Source organism: Verrucomicrobium sp., from assembly GCA_028283855.1.
GTDB lineage: Bacteria > Verrucomicrobiota > Verrucomicrobiia > Methylacidiphilales > GAS474 > GAS474.
On record JAPWJX010000009.1, the window covers coordinates 108,502 to 129,672 of the forward strand.

At 67.2% G+C, this 21,171-nt stretch carries 21 protein-coding genes; 9 read left to right on the plus strand and 12 right to left on the minus strand.

Annotated elements, in window-relative coordinates; translation table 11 throughout:
• Positions 1-48: 48 nt before the first annotated feature.
• The 5 genes from typA to PW734_11885 all read right to left on the minus strand — a co-directional run bounded on the left by typA (position 49) and on the right by PW734_11885 (position 4,542).
• The gene (gene typA, locus PW734_11865; GenBank protein MDE1171881.1) at positions 49-1,881 is read right to left on the minus strand and encodes a translational GTPase TypA; all 1,833 of its coding nucleotides are present in this window, start codon (positions 1,879-1,881) and stop codon (positions 49-51) included.
• Positions 1,882-1,931: 50 nt separating this feature from the next.
• Positions 1,932-2,831, minus strand: coding sequence for a serine hydrolase (locus tag PW734_11870; GenBank protein ID MDE1171882.1), 900 nt, complete (start codon positions 2,829-2,831; stop codon positions 1,932-1,934).
• 110 nt (positions 2,832-2,941) lie between these two features.
• Positions 2,942-3,046 carry an AURKAIP1/COX24 domain-containing protein gene (locus PW734_11875; protein ID MDE1171883.1) on the minus strand — a complete coding sequence of 35 codons (105 nt, stop codon included), beginning with the start codon at positions 3,044-3,046 and terminating at the stop codon, positions 2,942-2,944.
• 65 nt (positions 3,047-3,111) lie between these two features.
• Positions 3,112-4,005, minus strand: a complete 894-nt coding sequence (gene hisG / locus PW734_11880; GenBank protein ID MDE1171884.1) for an ATP phosphoribosyltransferase — start codon at positions 4,003-4,005, stop codon at positions 3,112-3,114.
• A gap of 54 nt (positions 4,006-4,059) precedes the next feature.
• Entirely contained in the window at positions 4,060-4,542 is a 483-nt protein-coding gene (locus PW734_11885) for an HIT domain-containing protein (protein ID MDE1171885.1), read from the minus strand.
• 23 nt (positions 4,543-4,565) lie between these two features.
• Between PW734_11885 and holA the strand changes: the two genes are divergently transcribed.
• The 5 genes from holA (at position 4,566) to PW734_11910 (ending at position 8,724) form a co-directional block, all read left to right on the plus strand.
• Complete coding sequence (gene holA, locus PW734_11890; GenBank protein ID MDE1171886.1) at positions 4,566-5,636, plus strand: DNA polymerase III subunit delta; 1,071 nt, start codon at positions 4,566-4,568, stop codon at positions 5,634-5,636.
• A 21-nt stretch (positions 5,637-5,657) separates the two neighbouring features.
• On the plus strand, positions 5,658-6,353 hold the full coding sequence (locus PW734_11895) for a glycosyltransferase family 2 protein (GenBank protein ID MDE1171887.1): 696 nt from the start codon (positions 5,658-5,660) through the stop codon (positions 6,351-6,353).
• Positions 6,350-6,958, plus strand: coding sequence for a LysE family translocator (locus tag PW734_11900; protein MDE1171888.1), 609 nt, complete (start codon positions 6,350-6,352; stop codon positions 6,956-6,958). The genes PW734_11895 and PW734_11900 overlap by 4 nt, the downstream gene beginning before the upstream one ends.
• Positions 6,959-6,978: 20 nt before the next feature.
• Positions 6,979-8,101, plus strand: a protein-coding gene (gene prfB / locus PW734_11905) for a peptide chain release factor 2 (GenBank protein ID MDE1171889.1) whose coding sequence is annotated in 2 segments (ribosomal slippage) — positions 6,979-7,047 and positions 7,049-8,101 — 1,122 coding nt in all. Because the reading frame shifts where the segments join, the coding sequence is not laid out codon by codon here.
• A 14-nt stretch (positions 8,102-8,115) separates the two neighbouring features.
• Positions 8,116-8,724: an HAD family phosphatase gene (locus tag PW734_11910; protein MDE1171890.1), complete on the plus strand. Its 609-nt coding sequence runs from the start codon at positions 8,116-8,118 to the stop codon at positions 8,722-8,724.
• Here the strand turns inward: PW734_11910 and PW734_11915 are convergent.
• Genes PW734_11915 through PW734_11930 form a run of 4 tightly spaced genes read right to left on the minus strand, consistent with a single transcriptional unit; the run spans position 8,721 to position 14,363 of the window.
• Complete coding sequence (locus tag PW734_11915) at positions 8,721-11,852, minus strand: DEAD/DEAH box helicase (protein MDE1171891.1); 3,132 nt, start codon at positions 11,850-11,852, stop codon at positions 8,721-8,723. The two genes, PW734_11910 and PW734_11915, sit on opposite strands and share 4 nt — an antisense overlap.
• Positions 11,852-13,051, minus strand: coding sequence for a hypothetical protein (locus tag PW734_11920; protein MDE1171892.1), 1,200 nt, complete (start codon positions 13,049-13,051; stop codon positions 11,852-11,854). The genes PW734_11915 and PW734_11920 overlap by 1 nt, the downstream gene beginning before the upstream one ends.
• A complete protein-coding gene (locus PW734_11925) occupies positions 13,048-13,830 on the minus strand; it encodes a PHP domain-containing protein (GenBank protein ID MDE1171893.1) in 783 nt (260 codons plus the stop codon). The genes PW734_11920 and PW734_11925 overlap by 4 nt, the downstream gene beginning before the upstream one ends.
• Positions 13,827-14,363, minus strand: a complete 537-nt coding sequence (locus PW734_11930; protein MDE1171894.1) for a DUF192 domain-containing protein — start codon at positions 14,361-14,363, stop codon at positions 13,827-13,829. Before PW734_11930 ends, PW734_11925 begins: the two co-directional genes overlap by 4 nt.
• A 92-nt stretch (positions 14,364-14,455) precedes the next feature.
• Between PW734_11930 and proB the strand changes: the two genes are divergently transcribed.
• Genes proB through PW734_11945 form a run of 3 tightly spaced genes read left to right on the plus strand, consistent with a single transcriptional unit; the run spans position 14,456 to position 16,978 of the window.
• Positions 14,456-15,226, plus strand: a complete 771-nt coding sequence (gene proB, locus PW734_11935) for a glutamate 5-kinase (protein MDE1171895.1) — start codon at positions 14,456-14,458, stop codon at positions 15,224-15,226.
• Between the two features lie 7 nt (positions 15,227-15,233).
• Positions 15,234-16,493, plus strand: a complete 1,260-nt coding sequence (locus tag PW734_11940; GenBank protein ID MDE1171896.1) for a glutamate-5-semialdehyde dehydrogenase — start codon at positions 15,234-15,236, stop codon at positions 16,491-16,493.
• Positions 16,490-16,978, plus strand: coding sequence for a GNAT family N-acetyltransferase (locus PW734_11945; GenBank protein MDE1171897.1), 489 nt, complete (start codon positions 16,490-16,492; stop codon positions 16,976-16,978). Before PW734_11940 ends, PW734_11945 begins: the two co-directional genes overlap by 4 nt.
• Here the strand turns inward: PW734_11945 and PW734_11950 are convergent.
• Positions 16,975-18,048: a 3-deoxy-7-phosphoheptulonate synthase gene (locus PW734_11950; GenBank protein ID MDE1171898.1), complete on the minus strand. Its 1,074-nt coding sequence runs from the start codon at positions 18,046-18,048 to the stop codon at positions 16,975-16,977. The two genes, PW734_11945 and PW734_11950, sit on opposite strands and share 4 nt — an antisense overlap.
• A gap of 62 nt (positions 18,049-18,110) precedes the next feature.
• Between PW734_11950 and trpC the strand changes: the two genes are divergently transcribed.
• Positions 18,111-18,896 (plus strand): indole-3-glycerol phosphate synthase TrpC, encoded by a 786-nt coding sequence (gene trpC / locus PW734_11955; GenBank protein MDE1171899.1) that lies wholly within the window; start codon positions 18,111-18,113, stop codon positions 18,894-18,896.
• Here the strand turns inward: trpC and PW734_11960 are convergent.
• Positions 18,880-20,073 (minus strand): MFS transporter, encoded by a 1,194-nt coding sequence (locus PW734_11960; protein MDE1171900.1) that lies wholly within the window; start codon positions 20,071-20,073, stop codon positions 18,880-18,882. The two genes, trpC and PW734_11960, sit on opposite strands and share 17 nt — an antisense overlap.
• A 48-nt stretch (positions 20,074-20,121) precedes the next feature.
• A complete protein-coding gene (locus PW734_11965) occupies positions 20,122-21,171 on the minus strand; it encodes an NAD(P)/FAD-dependent oxidoreductase (GenBank protein ID MDE1171901.1) in 1,050 nt (349 codons plus the stop codon).

A 21,171-nucleotide genomic window follows, 5' to 3' on the forward strand; every position in this document is an offset into this window, starting at 1 on the left:
GTTAAGCAGCGGCCATGCCAGCCGGCCCCTCTCTTGTAGATCTTAGCCTTAGACGGCGGCTTTCTGCTCGGCGCGGCGGCGCTGGTTGGGGTCCAGGATCTTCTTGCGCATGCGGAGCTTGGTCGGGGTCGCTTCGACGTATTCGTCGTTGGCGATGTACTCGAGGGACCGTTCCAGGGTCAGGATGCGGGGGCTGGCGAGCTGGATGCCCTTGCCGTCGCCCTGGGAGCGCATGTTGGTCAGCGCCTTGGCTTTGCAGGGGTTGACGCTCATGTCGTCCGGGCGGGCGTTCTCGCCCACGATCATGCCTTCGTAGATATCCTCGCCGGGGCCGACGAAGAGGGTGCCGCGCTCCTGGATGTTGTTCAGGGCGAACGCGGTCGACTCGCCGCCTTCCATGGAAACGAGGACGCCGTTCTGGCGGGTGCTGATTTCGCCGCGCTTCGGGCCGTATTCCTTGAAGATGTGGCTCATGATGCCGGTGCCGCGGGTGAGGTTCACCAGGTCGGTCTCGAAGCCGATGAGGCCGCGCGTGGGGATGACGCCCTCGATGAGGACGGTCTTCGTGGCGTGCTTCATGTCGGTGATTTCCGCCTTGCGGGCGGAGAGGGCCTGGAGGATGTCGCCCAGGTTTTCCTGGGGGATGTCGACGTAGATGTTCTCGATCGGCTCCAGGACGTTGCCCTGCGCGTCCTTCTCAAAGATGACTTCCGGGCGGGAGACCATGAGCTCGAAGCCTTCGCGGCGCATCTGCTCGACGAGGACGGCGATCTGCATTTCGCCGCGGGCGCTCACCTCGAAGGCGGCGGCGCTGTCCGTGTCCTTCACGATGAGGCTGACGTTGGTCCGGGTCTCCTTGACGAGGCGGTCGCGGATGTGGCGGGCGGTGAGGAACTTGCCCTCGCGGCCGGCCAGGGGGGAGTCGTTGACCAGCAGCTGCATCTTGATGGTGGGCGGGTCGATGTCGACGAAGGGCAGGGGCTCGCGCTCCTCCTTGTCGGTCAGGGTCTCGCCGATGTAGACCTCTTCGATGCCGGCGATGCCGACGATGTTGCCGGCGTGGGCTTCGGGGATTTCGATCTTTTGCAGGCCGGCGTGGGACATGATCTGGGTGACCTTGCCCTTGCTCTTGCGGCCGTCCTTGTGGAGGCAGACGATGGGGTCGCCCACTTTGACGCTGCCGCCGTAGATTTTGCCCAGGGCGATGCGGCCGACGTATTCGCTGTAGTCCAGGTTGGCGACGAGCAGCTCGAAGTGCTTGCTGGAGTCGGCCTGCGGGGGCGGGATCTTTTCGATGATGGTGTCGTAGAGGGCGGTCATGCCCGCGTTGCGGATCTCGTCGGTGAGCTGGCCGTCCCAGGTCTTGCTGGCGAAGCCGACTTTTCCGGAGGCGTAGACGATGGGGAAGTCGAGCTGCTCGTCGGTGGCGTTGAGTTCCAGGAAGAGCTCGAAGACCATGTCGAGGACGATGTTGGGGCGGGCGTTCTCGCGGTCGACCTTGTTGAGGACGACGATGGGCTTGGCGCCGACGGCCAGGGCTTTCTTGAGCACGAATTTGGTCTGGGCCTGCGGGCCGTCGAGGGAGTCGACGACGAGGAGCACGCCGTCGACCATCTTCAGGCTGCGCTCCACTTCGCCGCCGAAGTCGGCGTGGCCCGGGGTGTCGACGATGTTGACGTGGTAGTCTTTGTACTGGAAGGCGGCGTTCTTGGCCCGGATGGTGATGCCCTTTTCCCGTTCCAGGTCCATGGAGTCCATGACGCGCTCGGCAACCTGCTGGTTGGAGCGGAAGGTGCCCGACTGGCGGAGGAGCTGGTCGACCATGGTGGTTTTGCCGTGGTCGACGTGGGCGATGATGGCGATGTTGCGAATCTTTTCCATAAATTGAAGGGGTTTCTTTTAGACGGAAACCCCCGGCATGACAAAGGAATTCAGCGCGCGGGCGCCGAAGGGGCCGCGGAGGCCGATTCCAGGACGGGCGGCGCGGGCAGGGGAGGCAGGTTGGCGAAGCCGTAGTTGAAGAGGAGGGAGGCGTCTTTCCACTTGTCCGGGCTGTTCAAGATGATGAGCTGCAGCTCGTGTCCGTCCCGGGTGGCGCTGGCGGCGTAGGTGTGGCGGGAGCGCTCCGTCCAGCCGGTCTTGGCCGGGCCCATGCCGGGGTATTTCCCCAGGAGCTTGTTGTGGTTCTTCAGGAGCTGGCCGCCGTGGGCGGTGACCATCCAGTAGGTTTTTGTCTGCATGATTTCCCGCAGTTCCGGAATGGCCAGGGTGCGCTGGAAGATGCGCAGGAGGTCCCGCGCGGTGGTGTATTCCCCGCGGGCGGGCAGGCCGTTGGGATTGACGAAGTGGGTGCGGGTGCAGCCTAGATCGGCCGCCCGCTTGTTCATGAGGGAGACGAAGGCGGGGACCGATCCGGAGACGTAGCGGGCCAGCGCCATGGCCGAATCGTTATCGGAGGCGATGAGGAGGGAGTGGGCAAGGACGTTGATGGAGACGGTCTCCCCCGGGATGAGGGGAACGTGGCTGGGCTCCACCCAGGTGTCCCCGGGCACGACGGTGACGGCGCCGCGCAAGCCCAGGTTGTGCTCGTAGAGGAGGAGGGCCGTCAGCAGCTTGGTGGTGCTGGCGGGCAGGAGCGGTTTGTCGATGTTGCGCGCGTAGAGAACCTGGCCGGTCGTCGCGTCGTAGAGGAGGGCGGACTTGGCCAGCAGGCGGTTGTTCACCTCCTCGGCGGTGGAAGCCAGGTAGGCGAGAGCGGCGGCGTCCGCGGCCCATGATCGGCCCAAGGGGCAAATCAATAGCAGGGCGAGGACGGCGATCAGACGCGGCATTTCGCGGGCGAAGGAGGCCTTCGCGGGCCGGGCGGGCCGGCTCCGCGCGGAGAGCTTCCGCCGGGAAAGGACGGAAGCCCCAGGAAGAAGGCGCCGGAGCGGGGGCCCGGTTAGGCCTTGTAACGCAGGCGCTTCTTGTGGCGGTTCTCCCGCCGGCGCTTGCGACGCTTGTGGTTGTTGATCTTGCTTTTGCGGCGCTTCTTTAACGAACCCATAATATCTTTGTCTGTTTTCTAATTGGGAGGCGGCATCATACCGATCCCGGTCTTTCGGTCAATGGTCAATAGACCACTTTGCTCAAGGGATATTCGATGATCCCTTCCGCCCCCATTTCCTTCAGGGGCGGAATGAGGTCCCGGACGACTCGTTCGTCCAGGATGGTTTCCACGGCCACCCACTCCTGGTCGGAGAGGGGGGAAATCGTCGGGCGGCGCAGGGCGGGGAGCTTCTTCAGGATGAAGTCGAGCTTCCGGCGCGGCACGTTCATCTTCAGGCCTACCTTGTCCCGGGCCAGGAGGGCGGCGGAAAGGAGGAGGGCGATCGACTGGAGTTTTTTCCGCTTGGCGGGGTTGTTCCAGGCGGCCTTGCTGCAGATGAACTGGGGATAGCTCTCCATCACCGTGTCGAGGATGCGGAGCTTGTTGGCCCGGAGGGAGGAGCCCGTTTCGGTGATGTCGACGATGGCGTCGACCAGCTCCGGGACCTTCACTTCGGTGGCGCCCCAGGAGAACTCGACCTCGGCCTTCACGCCGTGGCGTTTCAGGTAGGACTTCACCAGGTTGACCGGCTCGGTGGCGATCCGTTTGCCCTGGAGGTCCTTGACCGACTTGAAGGGGGAATTCTCCGGCACGGCCAGGACCCAGCGGGCGGGGAGGCTGGTGGCCTTGTTGTATTGGAGGTCGCAGAGGACGTGGACGTCGCTCTTGTTCTCGGCGATCCAGTCTTTGCCCGTGATGCCGGCGTCCAGGAAGCCCTGGTCGACGTAGCGGCTCAGTTCCTGCGGGCGGATGAGGCGGACTTCGAAATGCCCCCCTTCCACGTACGGGCGGTAGCCCCGGGCGGAACTGACGACGGGGTAGCCGGCCTTCGCGAAGAGGTTGAACGTGCTCTGTTCCAGGCTCCCTTTCGGGAGGCCCAGGCGCAGGGGCGCGGAGGCGGTCTTTTTCGTGCTCATCTTTTCAAAAAAAGCGGAGGGCGAGCGTGCTTGCCTCGGCCAGCTTTGTAAAGGCTAGAGATGAGCCTTGAGCGCCGCGTAGACGGAGGGGAGGTCGGCGGGGTGGATACGGACGTCCCCGGTGGTGGTCATGAAATTGGCGTCGGCCCGCCAGCGGGGAACCAGGTGCCAGTGCAGGTGCTGCTCGATGCCCGCCCCGGCGGCGCTCCCCAGGTTCAGGCCGATGTTGAAGCCGTGCGGGGCGAAGGCGGCGGCCAGGGCGGCCTTCACCTTCTTGAGCGCGGAGAGGCTTTCGGCCAGCTCGTCGTCGGAGAGCTGTTCCAGCTCCGCCACTTCCCGGTAGGGGATGATAAGGGCGTGGCCGGTGTTGTAGGGATAGCGGTTAAGGACGGCGAAGGAGGCCTTTCCGCGCCAGAGGATGAAGTTGGCCGCGTCATCCGTGGCTGGGGCCTGGGCGAGGGAGGCGAAGACGCCGCCCTGGCGGACGCCGGGATCTTCCACATAGGCCTTGCGCCAGGGAGCCCAAAGATGTTCCATCGTCTGCTTTCTTAACACGCCTCATGAAGCCCGTCACGCTCTACGCCGGTTCCGACGACTTTGCCGTGCAGCAGGCGGCCACCGCCTTCACGCAAAAGCACATGCCGGAGGACCCCCTCAATTACGAGGTGGTCAACGCGCAGGTCGACGGCGTGGACGCCGCCCTGGCTCAGATTGCCGCGCTGAAGGAGGCGATCCTGACCCTGCCCTTCCTGGGCGGGAGCAAGCTGGTCTGGTGGAAGAACGTCACCTTCCTGGCCGATTCGCCGCTGGGGCGGAATTCCTCTGTCCTGGAGGCGCTGGAGGGGCTCCTGCCCGTCCTGCAGCAGGTCGATGGGACCTCCGTGAGCCTGCTCGTCAGCGCCATCGGCGTCGACAAGCGCCGGGCCTTTTACAAGGCCCTGGGGAAGATCGCCGAGGTGAAGGCCTTCGACCTGCCCGACGTCCGCAAGATGGACGCCGGGGAGATTATCGACCAGATCGAGTCCCAGCTCTCCCAGGCGAAGGTCGTGGCGGAGCCTGCCGTGGCGGAGCGGCTCTTCGCCGCCTGCGGGGCCGATCCCCGCGCCCTGGCCCAGGCGGTGGAGAAGCTCTCCCTCTACGCCGGGGAGGGGGGGAAGGTCACCGCGCAGGAGGCGCGGGCCCTTGTCGGCGGGAACCGGGAGGCCGCCATCTGGGACTTTTGCGACGCTGTTCTGGCGGGCAAGCCGAAGGCCGCCCTGGCCGAGCTGGAACTCCTCCTGAAGCAGGGGGAATCGGAGATCGGCATTCTCATCCTCCTTTCCCAACAGGTGCGCCTGGCCGCGCTGGGCGGCGTCCTGCTGGAATATAAATTGATGCGCCTGGTGCCGAAGGGGGCCTTTACCAACGCGGAGGTTTCCCCGCAGGCGGAGCCCTGCCTGCCCCGGAAAAAGTCGGGCGAGGCGACGAGCACCTGGCAGCTAGGCCAGGTTTGCCAAAAGACCCGCGCCCGGCCGCCCGCCTTCTGGATCGGCGCGGTGGAAACCCTCCACCAGGCCAACAAGCAGATCGTCACCGGCGCGGCGGACAAGCGGCAGGTCCTGGAACGCGTCGTCTTGCAGCTGTCGGCCTAGGCTGCTAAACGGTACGGTCCCATGCCGCTCCTTTCCGTCGTCGTCCCCTTTTACAACGAGGCCGAGAACCTGCCCGCCCTGATTCGCGAGATTGACGCGGCGGTCGGCGACCTCGACGCGGAGCTGATCCTGGCCAACGACGGCAGCACCGATTCCTTTTCCCGGCCCGCCACCAGCCCCCGGCTGCCTATCCGCTGGCTGGACCTGACGGAGCGCTCCGGCCAGAGCGCGGCGATGTATTACGGCATGCAGGCCGCGCAGGGGGAATACGTCGGCCTCCTGGACGCCGACCTCCAGAACGATCCCGCCGACCTGCCGAAGCTCCTGGAAAAGGCCCGCGCGGAGAAGCTGGACCTGGTGACCGGCATCCGCCGCCGCCGCCACGACACCTGGATGCGCCGTACCACCTCCCGCATCGCCAACGCGGTCCGCTCCCGCGTGCTGGGCGACCACACCACCGACACCGGCTGCTCCCTCAAGATCGTCCGCGCGGAGGCGGCCAAGCGCCTGCCCCCCTGGAACGGGATGCACCGTTTCATCCCCGCCCTCATCCTCTCCATGGGCTTTGCCACCGGGGAGATGCCGGTGAACCACCGCCCCCGCCACGCCGGGCAGAGCAAGGTCCTGCAGGGCAAGCGCGCCTGGCGCGCCACCGTCGACATGCTGGGCATGGTCTGGCTGGGCCGCCGCCAGTTCAAGGGGCGGCTGGCGCGGTGAGCGCCGAGCAGCTGCTGGGCTACGCCGCGTTCTCCCTCGTCGCCGGGATCACCCCGGGGCCGAACAACGCGATGCTCCTTTCCTCCGGCGTCCACTACGGCATCCGCCGCACCCTGCCCCACATGCTGGGGATCGTCTTCGGCTTTCCCGCCATGATCCTGGTCATCGGCCTGGGGCTGGTGACTCTCTTCGAGGCGCATCCGAACCTCTACGTGATCCTCCGCTACGCCAGCGCGGCTTACCTCCTCTACCTGGCCTGGAAGATCGCCCGGGCGGGGACGATCCACGGCGGCGTCTCCTCCGGCAAGCCGATGACCTTCGGCCAGGCGGCGGCCTTCCAGTGGATCAATCCGAAGGGATGGGTCATGGCCCTGAGCATCGTCTCCCTCTACACGCCGCACGAGCACTTCGCGCGGAACGTCGCCCTGCTCTGCGCGCTCCAGGTGCTTCTCTGCCTGCCGTGCGTGCTGGTTTGGACCGCCTTCGGCCGCAGTCTGCGCGATTTTCTGCGCCATCCCCGCGCGGCGCGGGGGTTCAACGTCACCATGGCGCTGCTCCTGGCCGCCTCCCTCATTCCGATTTTTAAGGAAACGGCGGGCAAATAGCCTTATACTTTCCCTTTCCCATGGCCCTCGACACCAATATCGACCTTCCGGCCCTGCACAACCGCCTCGCGCAGTTGCGCAGGTTTCTTTGACCCTGCCTCCCTCCAGGCCCGCCTGGGCGAGATCGAGGCGCAGATGGCGGAGGCCGGGTTCTGGGACAACTCCCAGAAAGCCCAGGCCGTGATCGCGGAAGGCAACCAGATCAAGGCCCGGCTCAATCCCTTGAAGGAGCTGGAAACCCGCCTGGCCGACCTGAACGCCCTGGCCGAGCTGATCGCCGAGGCCCCCTCCGATAGCGACGAGAAGGAGCTGGCCGCCGAATACGCCGCCACGGAGACGGCCCTGGGCAACTTCGAGATCAAGATCCTCCTCTCCGACCCGATGGATGCGAAGAACGCGATCATCAGCCTCCACGCGGGCGCGGGCGGCACGGAGGCGTGCGACTGGGCGAACATGATGCTGCGCATGTACCAGCGCTACGCGGAGCGGGAGGGCTTCAAGGTCGAGATGCTCGACATCCTCCCCGGCGAAGAGGCCGGGGTGAAGGCCGTCACCCTCCTCATCAAGGGGGAATACGCCTACGGCTACCTTAAGGCGGAGCGCGGCGTCCACCGGCTGGTCCGCATCTCCCCCTTCAATTCCCAGGGGAAGCGGCAGACCTCCTTCGCCTCCCTGGACGTCATCGGCGAGGTCGACGACGAGGTGAAGATCGACATCCCGGAGACGGAGATCCGCGTCGACGTCTTCCGCGCGGGCGGCCACGGCGGCCAGGGCGTGAACACGACCGACTCCGCCGTCCGCATCACCCACCTGCCCAGCGGCCTGGTCGTCACCTGCCAGAACGAGCGCTCCCAGATCAAGAACCGCGCCTCCGCCATGAGCGTGCTCAAGTCCCGCCTCTACGAGCTGGAGAAGGACAAGAAGCGCGCCGAGATGGAGAAATACTACGGGGAGAAGGGGGAGATCGGCTGGGGCCGCCAGATCCGCTCCTACGTCCTGCAGCCCTACCAGATGGTGAAGGACCTCCGCACCGGCGAGCAGACCGGCGACGTCCAGGGCGTCCTGGACGGCAAGCTGGAAGCCTTCGTCGAGGCCTTCCTGCGCGGCAAGAAACGGACCGACGCCGACACCGACGACGAATAATAGAAAAATTTCCCATGAAGCTAGACATCCCCTCCGGGCCCTTTGACGGCGCCCTTTTCGACTGTGACGGCACCCTGGCCGACACGATGCCCTTCCACTACCAGGCGTGGCTCCACGCCTTCAAGCAGTTCCAGACTCCCTTCGAGTTCGACGAGGACTACTTCTATAGCCTGGGCGGCACCTCCACCGTGCACGTGCCGGAGATCTTCAACCAGAAATACGGCACGAATTTCGACGCGCTGGAAATCGCCCACGCCAAGGAGGAAATCTTCCTCAAGCTGGTGAACGAGGCGACCTCCATTCCGCCCATCGGAGAAGTCGTCGCCGTGGCGCAGGAATATAAGAAGGCGGGCAAGCCCGTCGGCGTCGTCTCCGGCGGCATGCGCTCCGTAGTCGATCACATCGTGGACGCTATCGGCCTGGGCGGCGGGTTTTTCCCCGTCGTCGTCACGCCGGAGGACGTCCCCGCCGGCCGGGGCAAGCCGCAGCCGGACATGTTCCTTTTGGCCGCGCAGCGGCTGGGCCTCGATCCGAAGAAGACGGTCGTCTTTGAGGACGCGCCTCCGGGCATCGCCGCCGGAAAGGCGGCGGGGATGGCGGTCGTTTTTGTTCCCCGGCCCTAGCTAAGGAGTTCTTCCCACTCCGTCTGGGTCAGGTTGGCCAGGAAGGCTTCCTCGCCCAGGAGGGTCTGGGCGACGAGTTCCTTCTTCCGCTCCTGGAGCTGGAGGATCTTTTCCTCCACCGTGCCGCGGGCGATGAGCTTGTAGGAGGTGACGACGCGCGTCTGTCCCATGCGGTGGGCGCGGGCGGTGGCCTGCTCCTCCACGGCGGGATTCCACCACGGATCGCAGTGGACCACGGTGTCGGCGGCGGTCAGGTTCAGGCCCGCGCCGCCCGCCTTCAGGCTGATGAGGAAGAGCGGCTCGCTTCCGCTCTGGAAGCGGTCGATCACCGCCTGGCGGTTTTCCGTCGCGCCGTCGAGGTAGGCGTAGGGGATCTCCTCCTTTTCCAGCCGCGCGCCGATCAGTTTCAGCAGCTTCACGAATTGGCTGAAGACGAGGAGCCGGTGGCCGCCCGCGCGGGCTTCTTCCAGAATCTCGAAAAGGGCGTCGACCTTCGCGGAGGGCTCCTTCCACGGCGCGTCGGGTTCCAGCGGCAGGAGCTGGAGGTGGCAGCAGGCCTGCCGCAGGCGGGTAAGGGCGGTGAGCATGGCCATGGTCCGCTTTCCGGGGCTGCCTTGCTTGCCCGATTGCTCGAAGACTTCCTTCCGCCCGGCTTCCAGGACCGATTGGTAGACCTGGCGCTGCTCGGCGCTTAGGTCGCAGTAGGTGACGCTTTCCAGCTTCGGCGGGATTTCCTGGGCCACGTCGGCCTTCGTGCGGCGGAGGAGGAAGGGGTGGATGCGCTGGCGCAGGCGCTTGAGGGCGGGGGCGTCCTGGTGCTTCACGATCGGCACCTCATACCTTTCCCGGAAGAGCGGCGCGGCGCCCAGGTAGCCGGGCATGAGGAAGTCGAACATCGACCAAAGGTCCAGGAGGCTGTTTTCCAACGGCGTGCCGGTGAGGATGAGCCGCTGGGCGGCCCGCGCGCCGACGGCCTTCACGGCCTGGGCGTTTTGGCTGAAGCGGTTCTTGATGGCCTGCGCCTCGTCCAGGATGACGGCGTCGAAGTCGAGCGCCTGGTGCTTTTCCACGTCCCGCCGCAGGAGGGCGTAGGAGGTGATGAGGAGGTCGCACTGGGCGGCGCGGGCCCAGGCCTCGTGCCGGTCGGCGCCGTGGAGGACCAGGGTCTTCAGCTCCGGGGCGAAGCGCTCCGCCTCCCGCTGCCAGTTGACCAGGAGGCTGGTCGGCGCGATGACCAGGGAGGGCCGCCCCCGTTTGCGGGAGGCCAGGTAGGCGAGGACCTGGACGGTTTTGCCCAGGCCCATTTCGTCGGCCAAAATGCCGGCCAGGCCGTTGGCCTCCAGCCGGTGGAACCAGGTGACGCCCTCCTTTTGGTAGGGGCGCAGGATTTTTTCCAAATGGGGAGGGCAGGGCGGCGGCGCGGCCTCCACCAGGCGGCTGGGCGCTTTCCAAGAAACGGGAAGCAGGCCGGTGTCCCGCAAGGCCGATTCGAGGTAGGAGGCGTCCCGCTTGGCGATCTTGGCCTCTCCCAGTCCGGCGGCGGGGTCGCAGTCGGCCAGTACCTCCCGCCAGTTTTCGATGGCGCCGGAGGGGAGGAGGGCGATCTGGCCGGAGGGGAGGCGGCGGTGGGTGCGGCCGGTTTGCAGGAGCTGCTGGACTTCGCCGGGGGTGAGCTGGACCGCGCCGTCCTGGCTGCGGAACTCGGTCGTGACTTGGAGCCAGTCGCCGCCGGATTGGAGGTGGACGCGGGGCTCGACGACGCGGCAGGAGCCGAGCAGCGCGGCCAGGCGGGGAGAGAGCTCGACCTGCCACTCCCGCTGCCAGCGGGGCAGGTGGTTGGCCAGGAAGGCGATGACGGCTTCCTCCCCGCCGAGGATTTGGCGTTCGCCCGGCTTTGGGCCGAAGCCGGCCTCCGCCAGTGCGGCGCGGGCGCGGTTTTCCGCCGCCGGGGAGCGGCCTAGATAGCATAGAGGCCGGGCCGGATCGGGCAGCCAGCGGCCCGGCGCGTCGGCGGCGGGGGCGGAAAAGGAGGGGCTGCTCAGGAGGATGCGGTGGTCGCCGTAGCGGGCTTCCAGGCGGCAGGAGAGGCCTTTGAGGTCGCCGTCGATCTCCGCGGCGAGGGTGGGGACGGCTTCCTCCCAGGCGATTTCCTGGCCCAGGCGGATGTCGAGTCCCTGCGCCAGGGAGGGAAGCTGGAGGAGGTGGGGCAGTTCTTCACGGGAAAGGATGAGGGGCTGGTTTCCGAGCCGCTGAAGGGAAGGGGGCAGGGGCGGATGCTCTTCCAGGGAGGAGCTGTCAAAGCGCCAGCGCCCGCCGGGAGAGGGGAGCCATTCGCCGGGGGCTTCGGCGTGGGGCGCTTCGGCGCGGAAGCGGCCGTCGGGCAGGGGGGTGACTTGGATGAAGGGGCGCTGGGTGGCGGCGCGGACGGCCAGGTTCGTTTTCTTTCCCAGCCATGCGCCGGAGACGCCGCGCAGCGCGCGGAAAAAGGCGTCGAAGGCGGCGGCGGACAGGATGGCCATGCCGGAGAGGCCGCCCTGCCGTTCCAGGACGCGGAGCGCGTCGAGCATCCCTTCCTGGACGGCGAGGGGGCCGTGAGGCTTTGCCCCGGCTTTCTTGAGCGCGGCTTCCCACGGGAGGGAAGGCTCTCCCGGGACGGAAGCGGCTTCCAGGATGACCCGCATTTTTCCGGAGCGCCACGCTTCCGCAAAGGCGAGGGGCAGCAGCAGGGTGGCGTGCAGGACCGGCGTCCCGGCGGGAGCCTCCGCGCGGGAGAGGAGGCGGGAGGGGGTGGCGGGAGCGATGGGATCAGGAACGGAGGCGGAGGGGGGAGGCGAGGCCTTGCCGTTCTGCCGCTCGATCCATTCCAGCCCCAGGGCGACGACGTGCGGGCAGACGGTGCCCCGCTCCCGCGCCTGGCGGCAGGAGCAGAGGTTCTCCACCTCGGAGAGGCGGTCGGAGATTTTCAGCCGCGCGGTCAGGTTTCCCGTGGTCAGCCGCAGCTGGCCGGTGAGGAAGGCGCCGTCCAGGGAGACGGCGGCGACCCGGCCCGCTTTTTGCAGGGAGGATGCTTCGTTCAGGACCGGCCACCCGCCGACCTTTGCCAAGAAGTCCCGGGTGATGGCAGCCATTAAGTAAGGAAGCGGGAGCCCATTTGGCGGGCGAAGAGGGAGGGCTGAATGAGCCAGAGGGTGCTCTCCGGCTTCAGATGGGGGCGGATGACTTTCAGGCGGCTTTCCGTCAGCAGGATGCCGCGGCTGGCCACGGGGATGCGGTCCTTCGGGTCGGCCATGATATTCTCGTTCAGGATGTCGCCGGGCAGGGCGCTTTCCGAGGGCTGGATGCGGGCGACGGAGGGCGCGGCGTGGACGTCATAGGCCAGGGAGAATCCGGGGAAGCGGAAGATGTGGGAGGAAAGGGGATCTCCCGCCTCGGAAACGTCGAAAATCGGGCGCACGATGGGCGGGGAGAAAACCGGCGTCGATTTTTCCGCGCCGCGCATGAGCCGGTCGCGGCAGGCGGCCTCGACGGCTTCCAGGAGGATGGTCACGCCGCGCATGAGGTGCTCGTCGTCCCGGGGATCATGGGGAAGGACCAGCTTGGCCAGATGCTCGGCGGCGGGGCGGGTGAGGCGGAAGAGGATGTCATACCAGCGCCCCTCCTGCGGAAAGAACGCGCCTTGCCAGCCGAGGAAGTCTCCCTTGAAAAGTTCCTTTAGCTCCCCTTTGCGGAGGTCGTGCCGGTCGACCTCCAGGTCGGTGAAGGCTTTTTCCAAGGCGTCCTCGATCACCTTTACGACGAGAAGCCGCCCGTCCTCCGCGAGGACGAAGGGGCGCGGCGCGGGCATTTCCTCCCGCTTGGCGGGAGGGTGCGCGGCTTCGGATTTCTTTTCCTGGCCGGCGGCTTCGGCCGCGGCGGCGGCCTGCGCTTGGATGGCTTTCACCTGGCGGCCCAGGAGGGCCAGGCGCCGCCCCGTCATGCAGGCGGCCAGGAAGGAGACCGGCTCCACGGGCTTTTTCAGCACCATGTCCGCTCCCGCGCCGAGGGCCAAAAAGGAAGTCACGGGGTTCTCTCCCTCCACGAGGGCCAGGAGGTAGGGGTCGCTCTTTTCCGCCGCCTTGCGCGCGCTGTGGGCGATCAGTTCCACGGAAAGGTCGGGCCAGCCGTCGTCGTAGATGATGAGGTCCATCCCCTGCGGGGACTTGAGGTAGGTGAAGAAGGCGGCCCCGTCATCCGCCCAGGAAAGCTCCGCCGGGAAGGCTTTGAGAAGGGCGGAGACGGCCTGCCGCGTCTTCTCCTCTCCGACGGCGATGAGGACGCGCGCGCTCATGCCAGGGGGACGATCGTGCGCCGGTGTTTTTCGTAGAGGGCGATTTCCCTGACTCCCGCCGCTTCCAGGACGGCGGGCAGGCGGTGGTAGTCTTCCGCCAGCTGGACGTGGGAATGGGCGTCGGAGGAAAGGGTGATGGGGATCTCCAGTTCCACGGCGCGGCGCAGGAGGGGAATCTCCGGATACTGTTCCCCGACCGGCTTGCGCCAGCCGGCGGTGTTGACTTCCATGGCCAGGCCGGCCTTTTTGATGCGTTGCAGGAGGGGGTCAAAGAACTCCAGGAGCGGCGCTTCCGGGCGGAAGCCGTGGATCTTCACCAGGTCCAGGTGGGCCAGGCAGTCGATATGGCCGCGGGCGATCATTCCTTCCACCTGGGCGATGTAGTCCCGGCAGATTTCCTCCAGCGGCCGCTCGGCGAATTGGGGGGTCTGGTCGGCGGAGTCGAGCATGCGGTCTTTCCCCGCCAGGTAGTGGGCGGAGCCGAGGACGAAGTCGAGCCGGTCCCAGTTCTTTTCCACCCAGGCCAGCCCGGCGGCGCCGGTCTGCGGGTCGTTGTCCAGCTCGATGCCCGCGCGCAGCGCCACGTCCGGATTGGCCTGGCGGACTAGGTCGAGGACGTCGAGGTCGATCCCCTCATGGTAGCGGTCGTGGTCGGTGAAGGCGATTTCCCGCAGGCCTTTCTCCCGGGCGGAATCGACCCATGGCTGGAGCAGCTCCGGGGTGTAGGGCTGGATGCGGTGCCCCTGGGGGTGGCTGTGATAGTCGGAGAAAAGCTTCATGGGGCGGTCAGGGCCAAGGGAGGCTTGCCGAAGTAGGCGCCGACGGGCTTCACGTCGGTCCCCGGGACGACGCCGTTGAGCTGGAACCAGCCCTGGTTCACCTCGATGGCGTAGGCGACCCGGTCGCTCTGGCTTTCCACCGTCTTTCGGTCGAAGGGGCGCATGTCGTAGATCTCCAGGATGCGGCCGCCCCGGTCCAGGAAGGCGATGGAAAGAGGGATGCTCGTGTTCTCCATCCAGAAGACGGCGTGCTTCGGCTTCCCCAGGACGAAGATCATCCCGGCGTTGTCGGAAAGGGTGGGGCGGTACATGAGGCCGGCGGCCAGCTGCTGGGGGGTGTGGGCCACCTCCGCGTCGATGTGGGCCTTGCCCACGTTGAGGACGATCTTCGCCAGCTCCGGCTGCGCGGCGGCGGGGGTTTCCTGGGCGCAGCTCCAGTCCTTGAGGAAAAAGAGGGCGCAGAGGGCGGCCCAAAGGAGCGCTCCGCCGCCCAGCGTGGCGCCCAGGGAATACCAGAGGGAACGTTTTTGCATCGCCTGTTCCGGGAACGATAGGTTCGCCCGGGAAGGGCAGCAAATCGAATCTTGGCGGGAGTCCCTTTTCCCGATGTAATGAACTTCCCCCGATGAAAAGCAAAACGCAGCGCTGGGTGGTCAAGCTGGGCACCGGCATCCTGACCACGCCCGAAGGCCGCCTCGACCTTCCCCAGATCGACCAGCTGGTGGGCCAGATCGCCGCCCTGAAAAAGAAGCGGATCGAGGTCATCCTGGTCACCTCCGGCGCGGTCGGCGGGGGCATGGGCCTTTTGGGCCTTTCCAAGCGGCCCAAGGCCATCGAGGAACTCCAGGCCTGCGCCGCCATCGGCCAGCCGCAGATCATGCACATCTACGAGGAGTTCTTCGCCAAGCGGGACCTCCACGTCGCGCAGATCCTCCTGACCTACTTCGACCTGGACAGCCGCACCCTCTACGCCAACGCGCAGAAGACCATCTCCCACATCCTGGGCCTGGGCCGGTTCATCCCCGTCATCAATGAGAACGACGTCATTTCCTACCAGGAAATCAAGTTCGGCGACAACGACAAGCTCTCCGCCTACGTCGCCCTCATGATGGGGGCCGACCGGCTCATCATCCTTTCCAGCGTCGCGGGGCTGACCCGCAACCCGGAGGGAAAGGGGACTCCCATCGCCCACGTGAAGAAAATCGACGCCCGCGTCTCCGCCCTGGCCGGGCAGACCGCCAGCGAGCGCTCCGTGGGCGGCATGATCACGAAGCTGGAGGCGGCCCGCCTGGTCAACGCCGCGGAAATCCCCATGCACATCGCCCACGGGCGGGAGGAGGGCGTCCTCCTGAAGATCGCCCGCGGGGCGCGCATCGGCACCCGCTTCGGCCCCTGATTTTCCAATGAGCCTGGAAACCGCCATCGCCTCCCTCTGCCAGGCCACGCGCCGCGCCGCGCGGAAGCTGGCCCGCGCCTCCCTGCCGCAGATCGACGCGGCGCTGGAGGAAATCGCCTCGGAGCTGGACGCGCGCCGGGAGGAGATTTACACCGCCAACCGGGTCGACCTGGAGGAGGGGAGGAAAAAAGGCCTCTCCGCCGCCATGCTGGACCGGCTGGCCATCAAGCCGGAGACTTTGGACAAGATCATCTCCGGCGTGCGCCAGGTGAAGGGCCTTTCCAGCCCCCTGGGCGCCGTCATGCGGGAATGGACCCAGCGGGACGGGCTGCGCATCCGGCAGCTGCGCGTCCCCATCGGCGTCATCGGCATCATTTACGAGTCCCGGCCCAACGTGACCATCGACGCCGCCGTGCTTTGCCTGAAGGCGGGCAACGGCGTCGTCCTGCGCGGCGGCAGCGAGGCCTTCAACTCCAACCGTGCCCTGGCCGCCTGCCTCCAGGCCGGGCTCTTCCGCGCCGGGCTGCCCCAGGAGGCCATCCAGATCCTGCCCACCACCGACCGGGAGGCCATCGGCATCCTCTGCCGCCAGAGCGATTCCATCGACCTCCTCATTCCCCGGGGCGGGCAGGGTCTGATCGAAACGGTCGCCGCCCAGGCCCGCATGCCGGTCATCAAGCATTACAACGGCATCTGCCACGTCTACGTCCATGCCCAGGCTGACCCGGACATGGCGGAAAAGATCGTCCTCAACGCCAAGGTGCAGCGCCCCGGCGTGTGCAACGCCGTGGAGACCCTCCTGGTCGACCGGGAGACGGCGGCGGAATTCGTGCCCCGCATCGTCGCTCGGCTGCGGGCGGAGGGCGTGGAGGTGCGGGGGGACGTGGAGACCCGCGCCTTCGGCGGGGAGGCGGTCTTGCCCGCCACGGAGGCCGATTGGTCGACCGAATACCTCGACCTGATCCTTTCCGTCCGCGTCGTCGGGGGGATCGAGGAGGCGGTCGACCACGTGGAACGCTACGGCTCCCACCATTCCGACACCATCGTGACCCGGAACGAGACCGCGGCGCGGCGTTTCCTGGCGGAGGTCGACTCCGCCACCGTCTATTGGAACGCCTCCACCCGCTTCACGGATGGGGAGCAATTCGGCTTCGGCGCGGAGATCGGCATCAGCACGGACAAGATCCACGCCCGCGGCCCCATGGGGCTGGAAGAGCTGACCTCCTACAAATACGTGATCGAGGGGACCGGACAGGTCCGGGAATGATCCGCCGCGCCGCCGTTTCCGACGCGGCGGCCATCGCGCGGCTTCACGTCGCCAGCTGGCGGACGACTTACGCGGGCATCGTCGATGCCGCTTATCTCGATTCCCTGAACGAAACCGCCCGCGTTCCCGGCTGGGAGGAGCAGCTGAAAAATCCAGCGCTGGACTGCCTCGTCGCGGAGGATGCGGGGAAATTGCTCGGCTTTTCCGTGGGCGGCCCCATTCGGGAACCGCTGGCCGGTTACGGCGCGGAGCTCTACGCGATCTATCTTTTGCGGGAAGCCCAGGGGCGGGGCGTCGGCCGGGCGCTTTTTGGGGAAACGGTGGCGGCGCTCCGCGCGCGGGGCTTTCAGGGCGTCGCGGCGTGGGTGATGCGCCGCAATCCCGCCCGCGTGTTCTATGAGCGGATGGGCGGCGTGCCGGCGGGCAGCACGGAGATGCTTCTGGCGGGCGAGACGTTTAAGCTGGCCGCCTACGGCTGGGCTTAAGCCGTCGCCATGGCGGCCTGGTGCGCCCGCAGGCGCTCCGCGCCGGTGCGCAGGAGCTTCTCCGTCGTCTCCCAGCTGATGCAGCTGTCGGTGATCGACTGGCCGGGGCGGATCGCGCCGCCGGGATTGGGGAAGGCCTGGCGGCCTTCTTCCAGGTTGCTCTCCAGCATCGCGCCCAGGAGGGCGGCGTTGCCGTCGGCCCGCTGGTCGAGGATCGACTGCCAGACGATTTCCTGCCGCTCCGGCTTTTTTTCCGAATTGGCGTGGCTGCAATCGACCAAGAGGGTGGCGGGCAGACCGGCGGCCTGCATGCGGGTGGCCGCCTCGGCCAGGCTCTTCGGGTCGTAATTGGTCCGCTTGTTGCCGCCGCGCAGGATGATGTGACCCCAGGGGTTGCCCTTCGTCAGCACGGTGGCGGTGCGCCCCTCGGCGTCGATGCCCAGGAAATTGTGGGAGTGGCGGGCGGCGTCCATGGCGTCGACGGCCACCTGGAGGCTGCCGTCGGTGCCGTTCTTGAAGCCGATGGGCATGGAGAGGCCGCTGGCCATCTGCCGGTGGGTCTGGGACTCCGTGGTGCGGGCGCCGATGGCGGCCCAGCTTACGAGGTCGGCGATGTATTGGGGGACGATGGGGTCGAGGAACTCGGTGGCCGCGCCCATGCCCATCTCCGTAATTTGGGAGAGGAGCTTCCGCGCCAGGCGCAGGCCCGCCTCCATGTCGCAGGAGCCGTCCAGGAAGGGGTCGCTGATGAGGCCCTTCCAGCCGATGGTGGTGCGGGGCTTCTCGAAATAGACGCGCATGAGGAGGAAGAACTCCTTCTCCACGTCCTTTTGCAGGGCGCGCAGGCGGCGGGCGTATTCCAGGGCCCCTTCCGCGTTGTGGATGGAGCAGGGCCCCACGACGACGAGGAAGCGGGGATCCTTCCGCTGGAGGATCGCCTTCACCGTCTCCCGCGTCTCCGCGACGGTGCGCAGGGAGGCCTCCGAAAGGGGAAACGCGGCCTTCAGGTCCTGGGGGGAGGGAAGGCGGACGATTCCGGAGATGTTGACGTCTTGCAGGGGCGTGTTCACGGGGTTTGGCATGGTGCCAGAATTGACCTGGAGAGGCAAGCCGGGTTCAATTCCTCTCTTTTATGAAAGGTAAGCTTCTTGAAATCCTGGCCTCGAAGGAGGCCGAATGGCAGCGGTTGGTTCCCGTGGCCAAGGAACTCCGTGCCCAGGCTCTGCGCCGGGACGATTTCCGCCCCTTCCGCGCCGGGCTTTTCCGGGAGCCGGAGCTGGGCCTCATCGCGGAGGTGAAGAAAGCTTCCCCCTCCGCCGGGGTCATCGCGGAAAACTTTGACCCCGTCACGCAGGCGCGGGAATACGAGCGGGCCGGGGCCCACGCGCTCAGCGTCCTGACGGACGAGAAATACTTCGGCGGCAACCTGAGCCTCCTCCAGGACATCCGGGATCAGGTCGACCTGCCCATCCTGCGGAAGGACTTCATCGTCCACGAGCTGCAGGTTTATGAGAGTGTGGTGGCCGGGGCCGACGCGATCCTCCTCATCGTGGCCGCGCTGGACGATCCGACGCTGGAGCGGCTCTACCAGCTGGCCCGCACGGTGCAGCTCGACGTGTTGGTGGAAGTCCACACCCTGCGGGAGATGGACCGCGCCTTGGAACTGGGAGCCGACATCGTAGGCATCAACAACCGGAACCTCGACACCTTCGAGGTCGACCTTTACACGACCGAGGCGCTGGCCGAGGAAATCCCCAGCGATTGCCTGGCGGTGAGCGAGAGCGGGATCCGCACCGCCGAGGACGTCCGCCGCCTGCGCCGCAGCGGAATCAACGCGATCCTGGTGGGAGAAACTCTGATGCGGGCGAAGAGCGTGCCGGACAAAGTCCGGGAGCTGCTCCTCAAGGAAGAGGATTAGGGGAAGCCTTCGCCTCGACGATCGCCTTGGAGGGAGGCGTCAGCCCCAGGGCCAGGAGGAGGACCAGCGTGCCGGTCCAAAAGGGCAGGGCGGCGTTCTTGTCCAGCAGCCAGCCGCCCAGGAGCGGTCCGACGATGCGGCCCAGGCTGCCCGCTCCCTGCAGCACGCCCAGAATGAGGCCCTGGGTGTTCGGCGGGGTCAGGATGGAGCCGATGCCGAAGAGGACGGGCCGGAGCATGCCCAGGCCGATGCCGATCGCGGTCAGGCAGACGAAGATTTGCCAGAGCTTCGCGCAGAGCGGCGTCACCGCCAGCCCGGCGGCCACGGAGATCAGCCCCGCCTTGAGCAGGACCGGTTCTCCCAGCGTCTTCACCAGCCGTCCCAGCAGGCCGCCCTGGAGCATGGCGACCAGCAGGCCGACGTAGGCCAGGAGCAGGCCCACTTCCTCGATGCCGAAGCCGAAGTAGGTGTCCCCCTGCATGAAGAGGGCGAAGGTCGTCTCCCACTTGGAAAAGGCCAGGTTGGTCAGGAAGGAGATGGCGATGAGGGAGGTGATCATCGGCAGGCTGGAGGCGTAGCGCCAGTCGTGGAAGTAGCCGTCCCATTTCTTGGCGGCGGCGGTTTCCTTCTTGGAAAGGGATTCGGGCAGGAAGAAAATCGCCAGCACCAGGCTCAGGCCGGAAATGCCCGCGGCGATGAAGGCGGGCAGCTCATGCCCGCTCCGGCCGAAGACGCCCGCAAGCACCGGCCCCAGGATGAAGCCCAGGCCGAAGGCGGCGCCGATGACGCCCATGCCGCGGGAGCGGTTCTCCTTCGTCGTGATGTCGGCCACGTAGGCGTTGGCCACGGAGATGTTCGCCGCGCAGATGCCCGCCAGGACGCGGGAGGCCAGGATGAGCCAGAACTGGTGGGAGAACGCCAGGATGAGGTAGGAGGCGGTCGATCCCGCCAGGCTGACCGTCATGATGGGCCGCCGTCCGATCCGGTCGGAGAGCCGTCCCCAGATCGGGGCGAAGAGGAACTGCATCAAGGAGAAGCTGCCGAAGAGCCATCCCACCATCGCGCCGGAGGCGCCGTAGTGCCGCCCGAAGTAGGGCAGGAGGGGCATGATGAGGCCAAAGCCGATCAGGTCGATGAAGACGACGAGGAAAAGGGTGAAAAGGGTCGGTTTGCGCATGGGCGGAAGGACTGAATATAGGCCGCCGGAAGGCGGAGAAAAGCAGGATTATTCCAGCACCCGGCGGGCCAGCCGTTCCAGCAGGAAAGGCGCGCGGCGCAGGAGGCCCAGGGCCCGCCCGCCTCGGCGGCTATCGGCCAGGAGCCAGCGGGCCAGGGCGTTGACCCGCAGTTCCCCGGCGTAGAGCCGCCGGTGCCGGGCCTGGTAGCGGGCAGCCAGCGCGGCGGGGGATTCCCCCCAGCCGTCCCGCAGCGTTTCCGCCGCAGCCTCCGCGGAAGCCAGGGCAAAGAAGATGCCTTCCCCGGTGAAGGGCTCCACGAGCCGGGCGGCGTCCCCCGCCAGCCAGATCCGTCCGCGGGCGGGCTCCGCCGGGGGGCGGGAAAGGGGGGCGGTGCTGACCAGGGACTCGATCCGCGCGCCGGGGAAGAAACGGGTGGCCACTTCCCGGGGATCGAGCCGGGAAGTGGCTTCCAGCGCCAGGGCCAGGTCCGCCCGGCCGCCGCCCAGGCTCACGCAGCCGTAGTAGCCGCCGGGAAAGACGTTCATGCGGAGCGTCTCCCCCGTATCGACGCCGGTGAGGAGCGCCTGCCAGCCGACCCGGCCGTCCCGCCGGAAGGGCTGGGCCAGCCCGGCGAGGGCGGCGATGGAGGAGGCGCGGCCGTCGGCGGCCAGGATGAAATCGGCGTGGAATGTCTCCCGCTCGCACTCCACGGCGCCGTCCAGGCCGACGCGGCGGACCGCCGTTCCTTCCCGCACCTCCGCTCCCGCCCGGCGCGCTTCCCCCAAAAGCCAGAGGTCCAGGGCCGCGCGGTCCACGGCGCGGAAGTCTCCCTTCACGGGGCGGCGGAAGACGGGTTTTCCGTCCCGCTGGAGTTCCAGTTCCCGGACGGTCCCATGCTCCAGCGCGGCGAAGCCCTCCGCCAGGCCGTGCCGCCGCCAAAGGTCCCAGGCGCGGGGATTGAGGCAGCCGCCGCAGGCTTTGGGCCGGGGAAAGCGGGCCTTTTCCAAAAGGAGGACGCGGCGGCCCGCCCGGGCCAAAATCAGGGCGGCCAGGGATCCGGCCGGGCCCGCGCCGACGATCGCCACGTCCCGGCGCAT

Excerpts from the sequence above, each read along its gene's own strand:
- typA (MDE1171881.1), bottom strand. The coding sequence starts at position 1,881 with ATGGAAAAGATTCGCAACATCGCCATCATCGCCCACGTCGACCACGGC.
- PW734_11870 (MDE1171882.1), bottom strand. The coding sequence starts at position 2,831 with ATGCCGCGTCTGATCGCCGTCCTCGCCCTGCTATTGATTTGCCCCTTG.
- PW734_11875 (MDE1171883.1), bottom strand. The coding sequence starts at position 3,046 with ATGGGTTCGTTAAAGAAGCGCCGCAAAAGCAAGATCAACAACCACAAG.
- hisG (MDE1171884.1), bottom strand. The coding sequence starts at position 4,005 with ATGAGCACGAAAAAGACCGCCTCCGCGCCCCTGCGCCTGGGCCTCCCG.
- PW734_11885 (MDE1171885.1), bottom strand. The coding sequence starts at position 4,542 with ATGGAACATCTTTGGGCTCCCTGGCGCAAGGCCTATGTGGAAGATCCC.
- holA (MDE1171886.1), top strand. The coding sequence starts at position 4,566 with ATGAAGCCCGTCACGCTCTACGCCGGTTCCGACGACTTTGCCGTGCAG.
- PW734_11895 (MDE1171887.1), top strand. The coding sequence starts at position 5,658 with ATGCCGCTCCTTTCCGTCGTCGTCCCCTTTTACAACGAGGCCGAGAAC.
- PW734_11910 (MDE1171890.1), top strand. The coding sequence starts at position 8,116 with ATGAAGCTAGACATCCCCTCCGGGCCCTTTGACGGCGCCCTTTTCGAC.
- PW734_11915 (MDE1171891.1), bottom strand. The coding sequence starts at position 11,852 with ATGGCTGCCATCACCCGGGACTTCTTGGCAAAGGTCGGCGGGTGGCCG.
- PW734_11920 (MDE1171892.1), bottom strand. The coding sequence starts at position 13,051 with ATGAGCGCGCGCGTCCTCATCGCCGTCGGAGAGGAGAAGACGCGGCAG.
- PW734_11925 (MDE1171893.1), bottom strand. The coding sequence starts at position 13,830 with ATGAAGCTTTTCTCCGACTATCACAGCCACCCCCAGGGGCACCGCATC.
- PW734_11930 (MDE1171894.1), bottom strand. The coding sequence starts at position 14,363 with ATGCAAAAACGTTCCCTCTGGTATTCCCTGGGCGCCACGCTGGGCGGC.
- proB (MDE1171895.1), top strand. The coding sequence starts at position 14,456 with ATGAAAAGCAAAACGCAGCGCTGGGTGGTCAAGCTGGGCACCGGCATC.
- PW734_11940 (MDE1171896.1), top strand. The coding sequence starts at position 15,234 with ATGAGCCTGGAAACCGCCATCGCCTCCCTCTGCCAGGCCACGCGCCGC.
- PW734_11945 (MDE1171897.1), top strand. The coding sequence starts at position 16,490 with ATGATCCGCCGCGCCGCCGTTTCCGACGCGGCGGCCATCGCGCGGCTT.
- trpC (MDE1171899.1), top strand. The coding sequence starts at position 18,111 with ATGAAAGGTAAGCTTCTTGAAATCCTGGCCTCGAAGGAGGCCGAATGG.
- PW734_11960 (MDE1171900.1), bottom strand. The coding sequence starts at position 20,073 with ATGCGCAAACCGACCCTTTTCACCCTTTTCCTCGTCGTCTTCATCGAC.
- PW734_11965 (MDE1171901.1), bottom strand. The coding sequence starts at position 21,171 with ATGCGCCGGGACGTGGCGATCGTCGGCGCGGGCCCGGCCGGATCCCTG.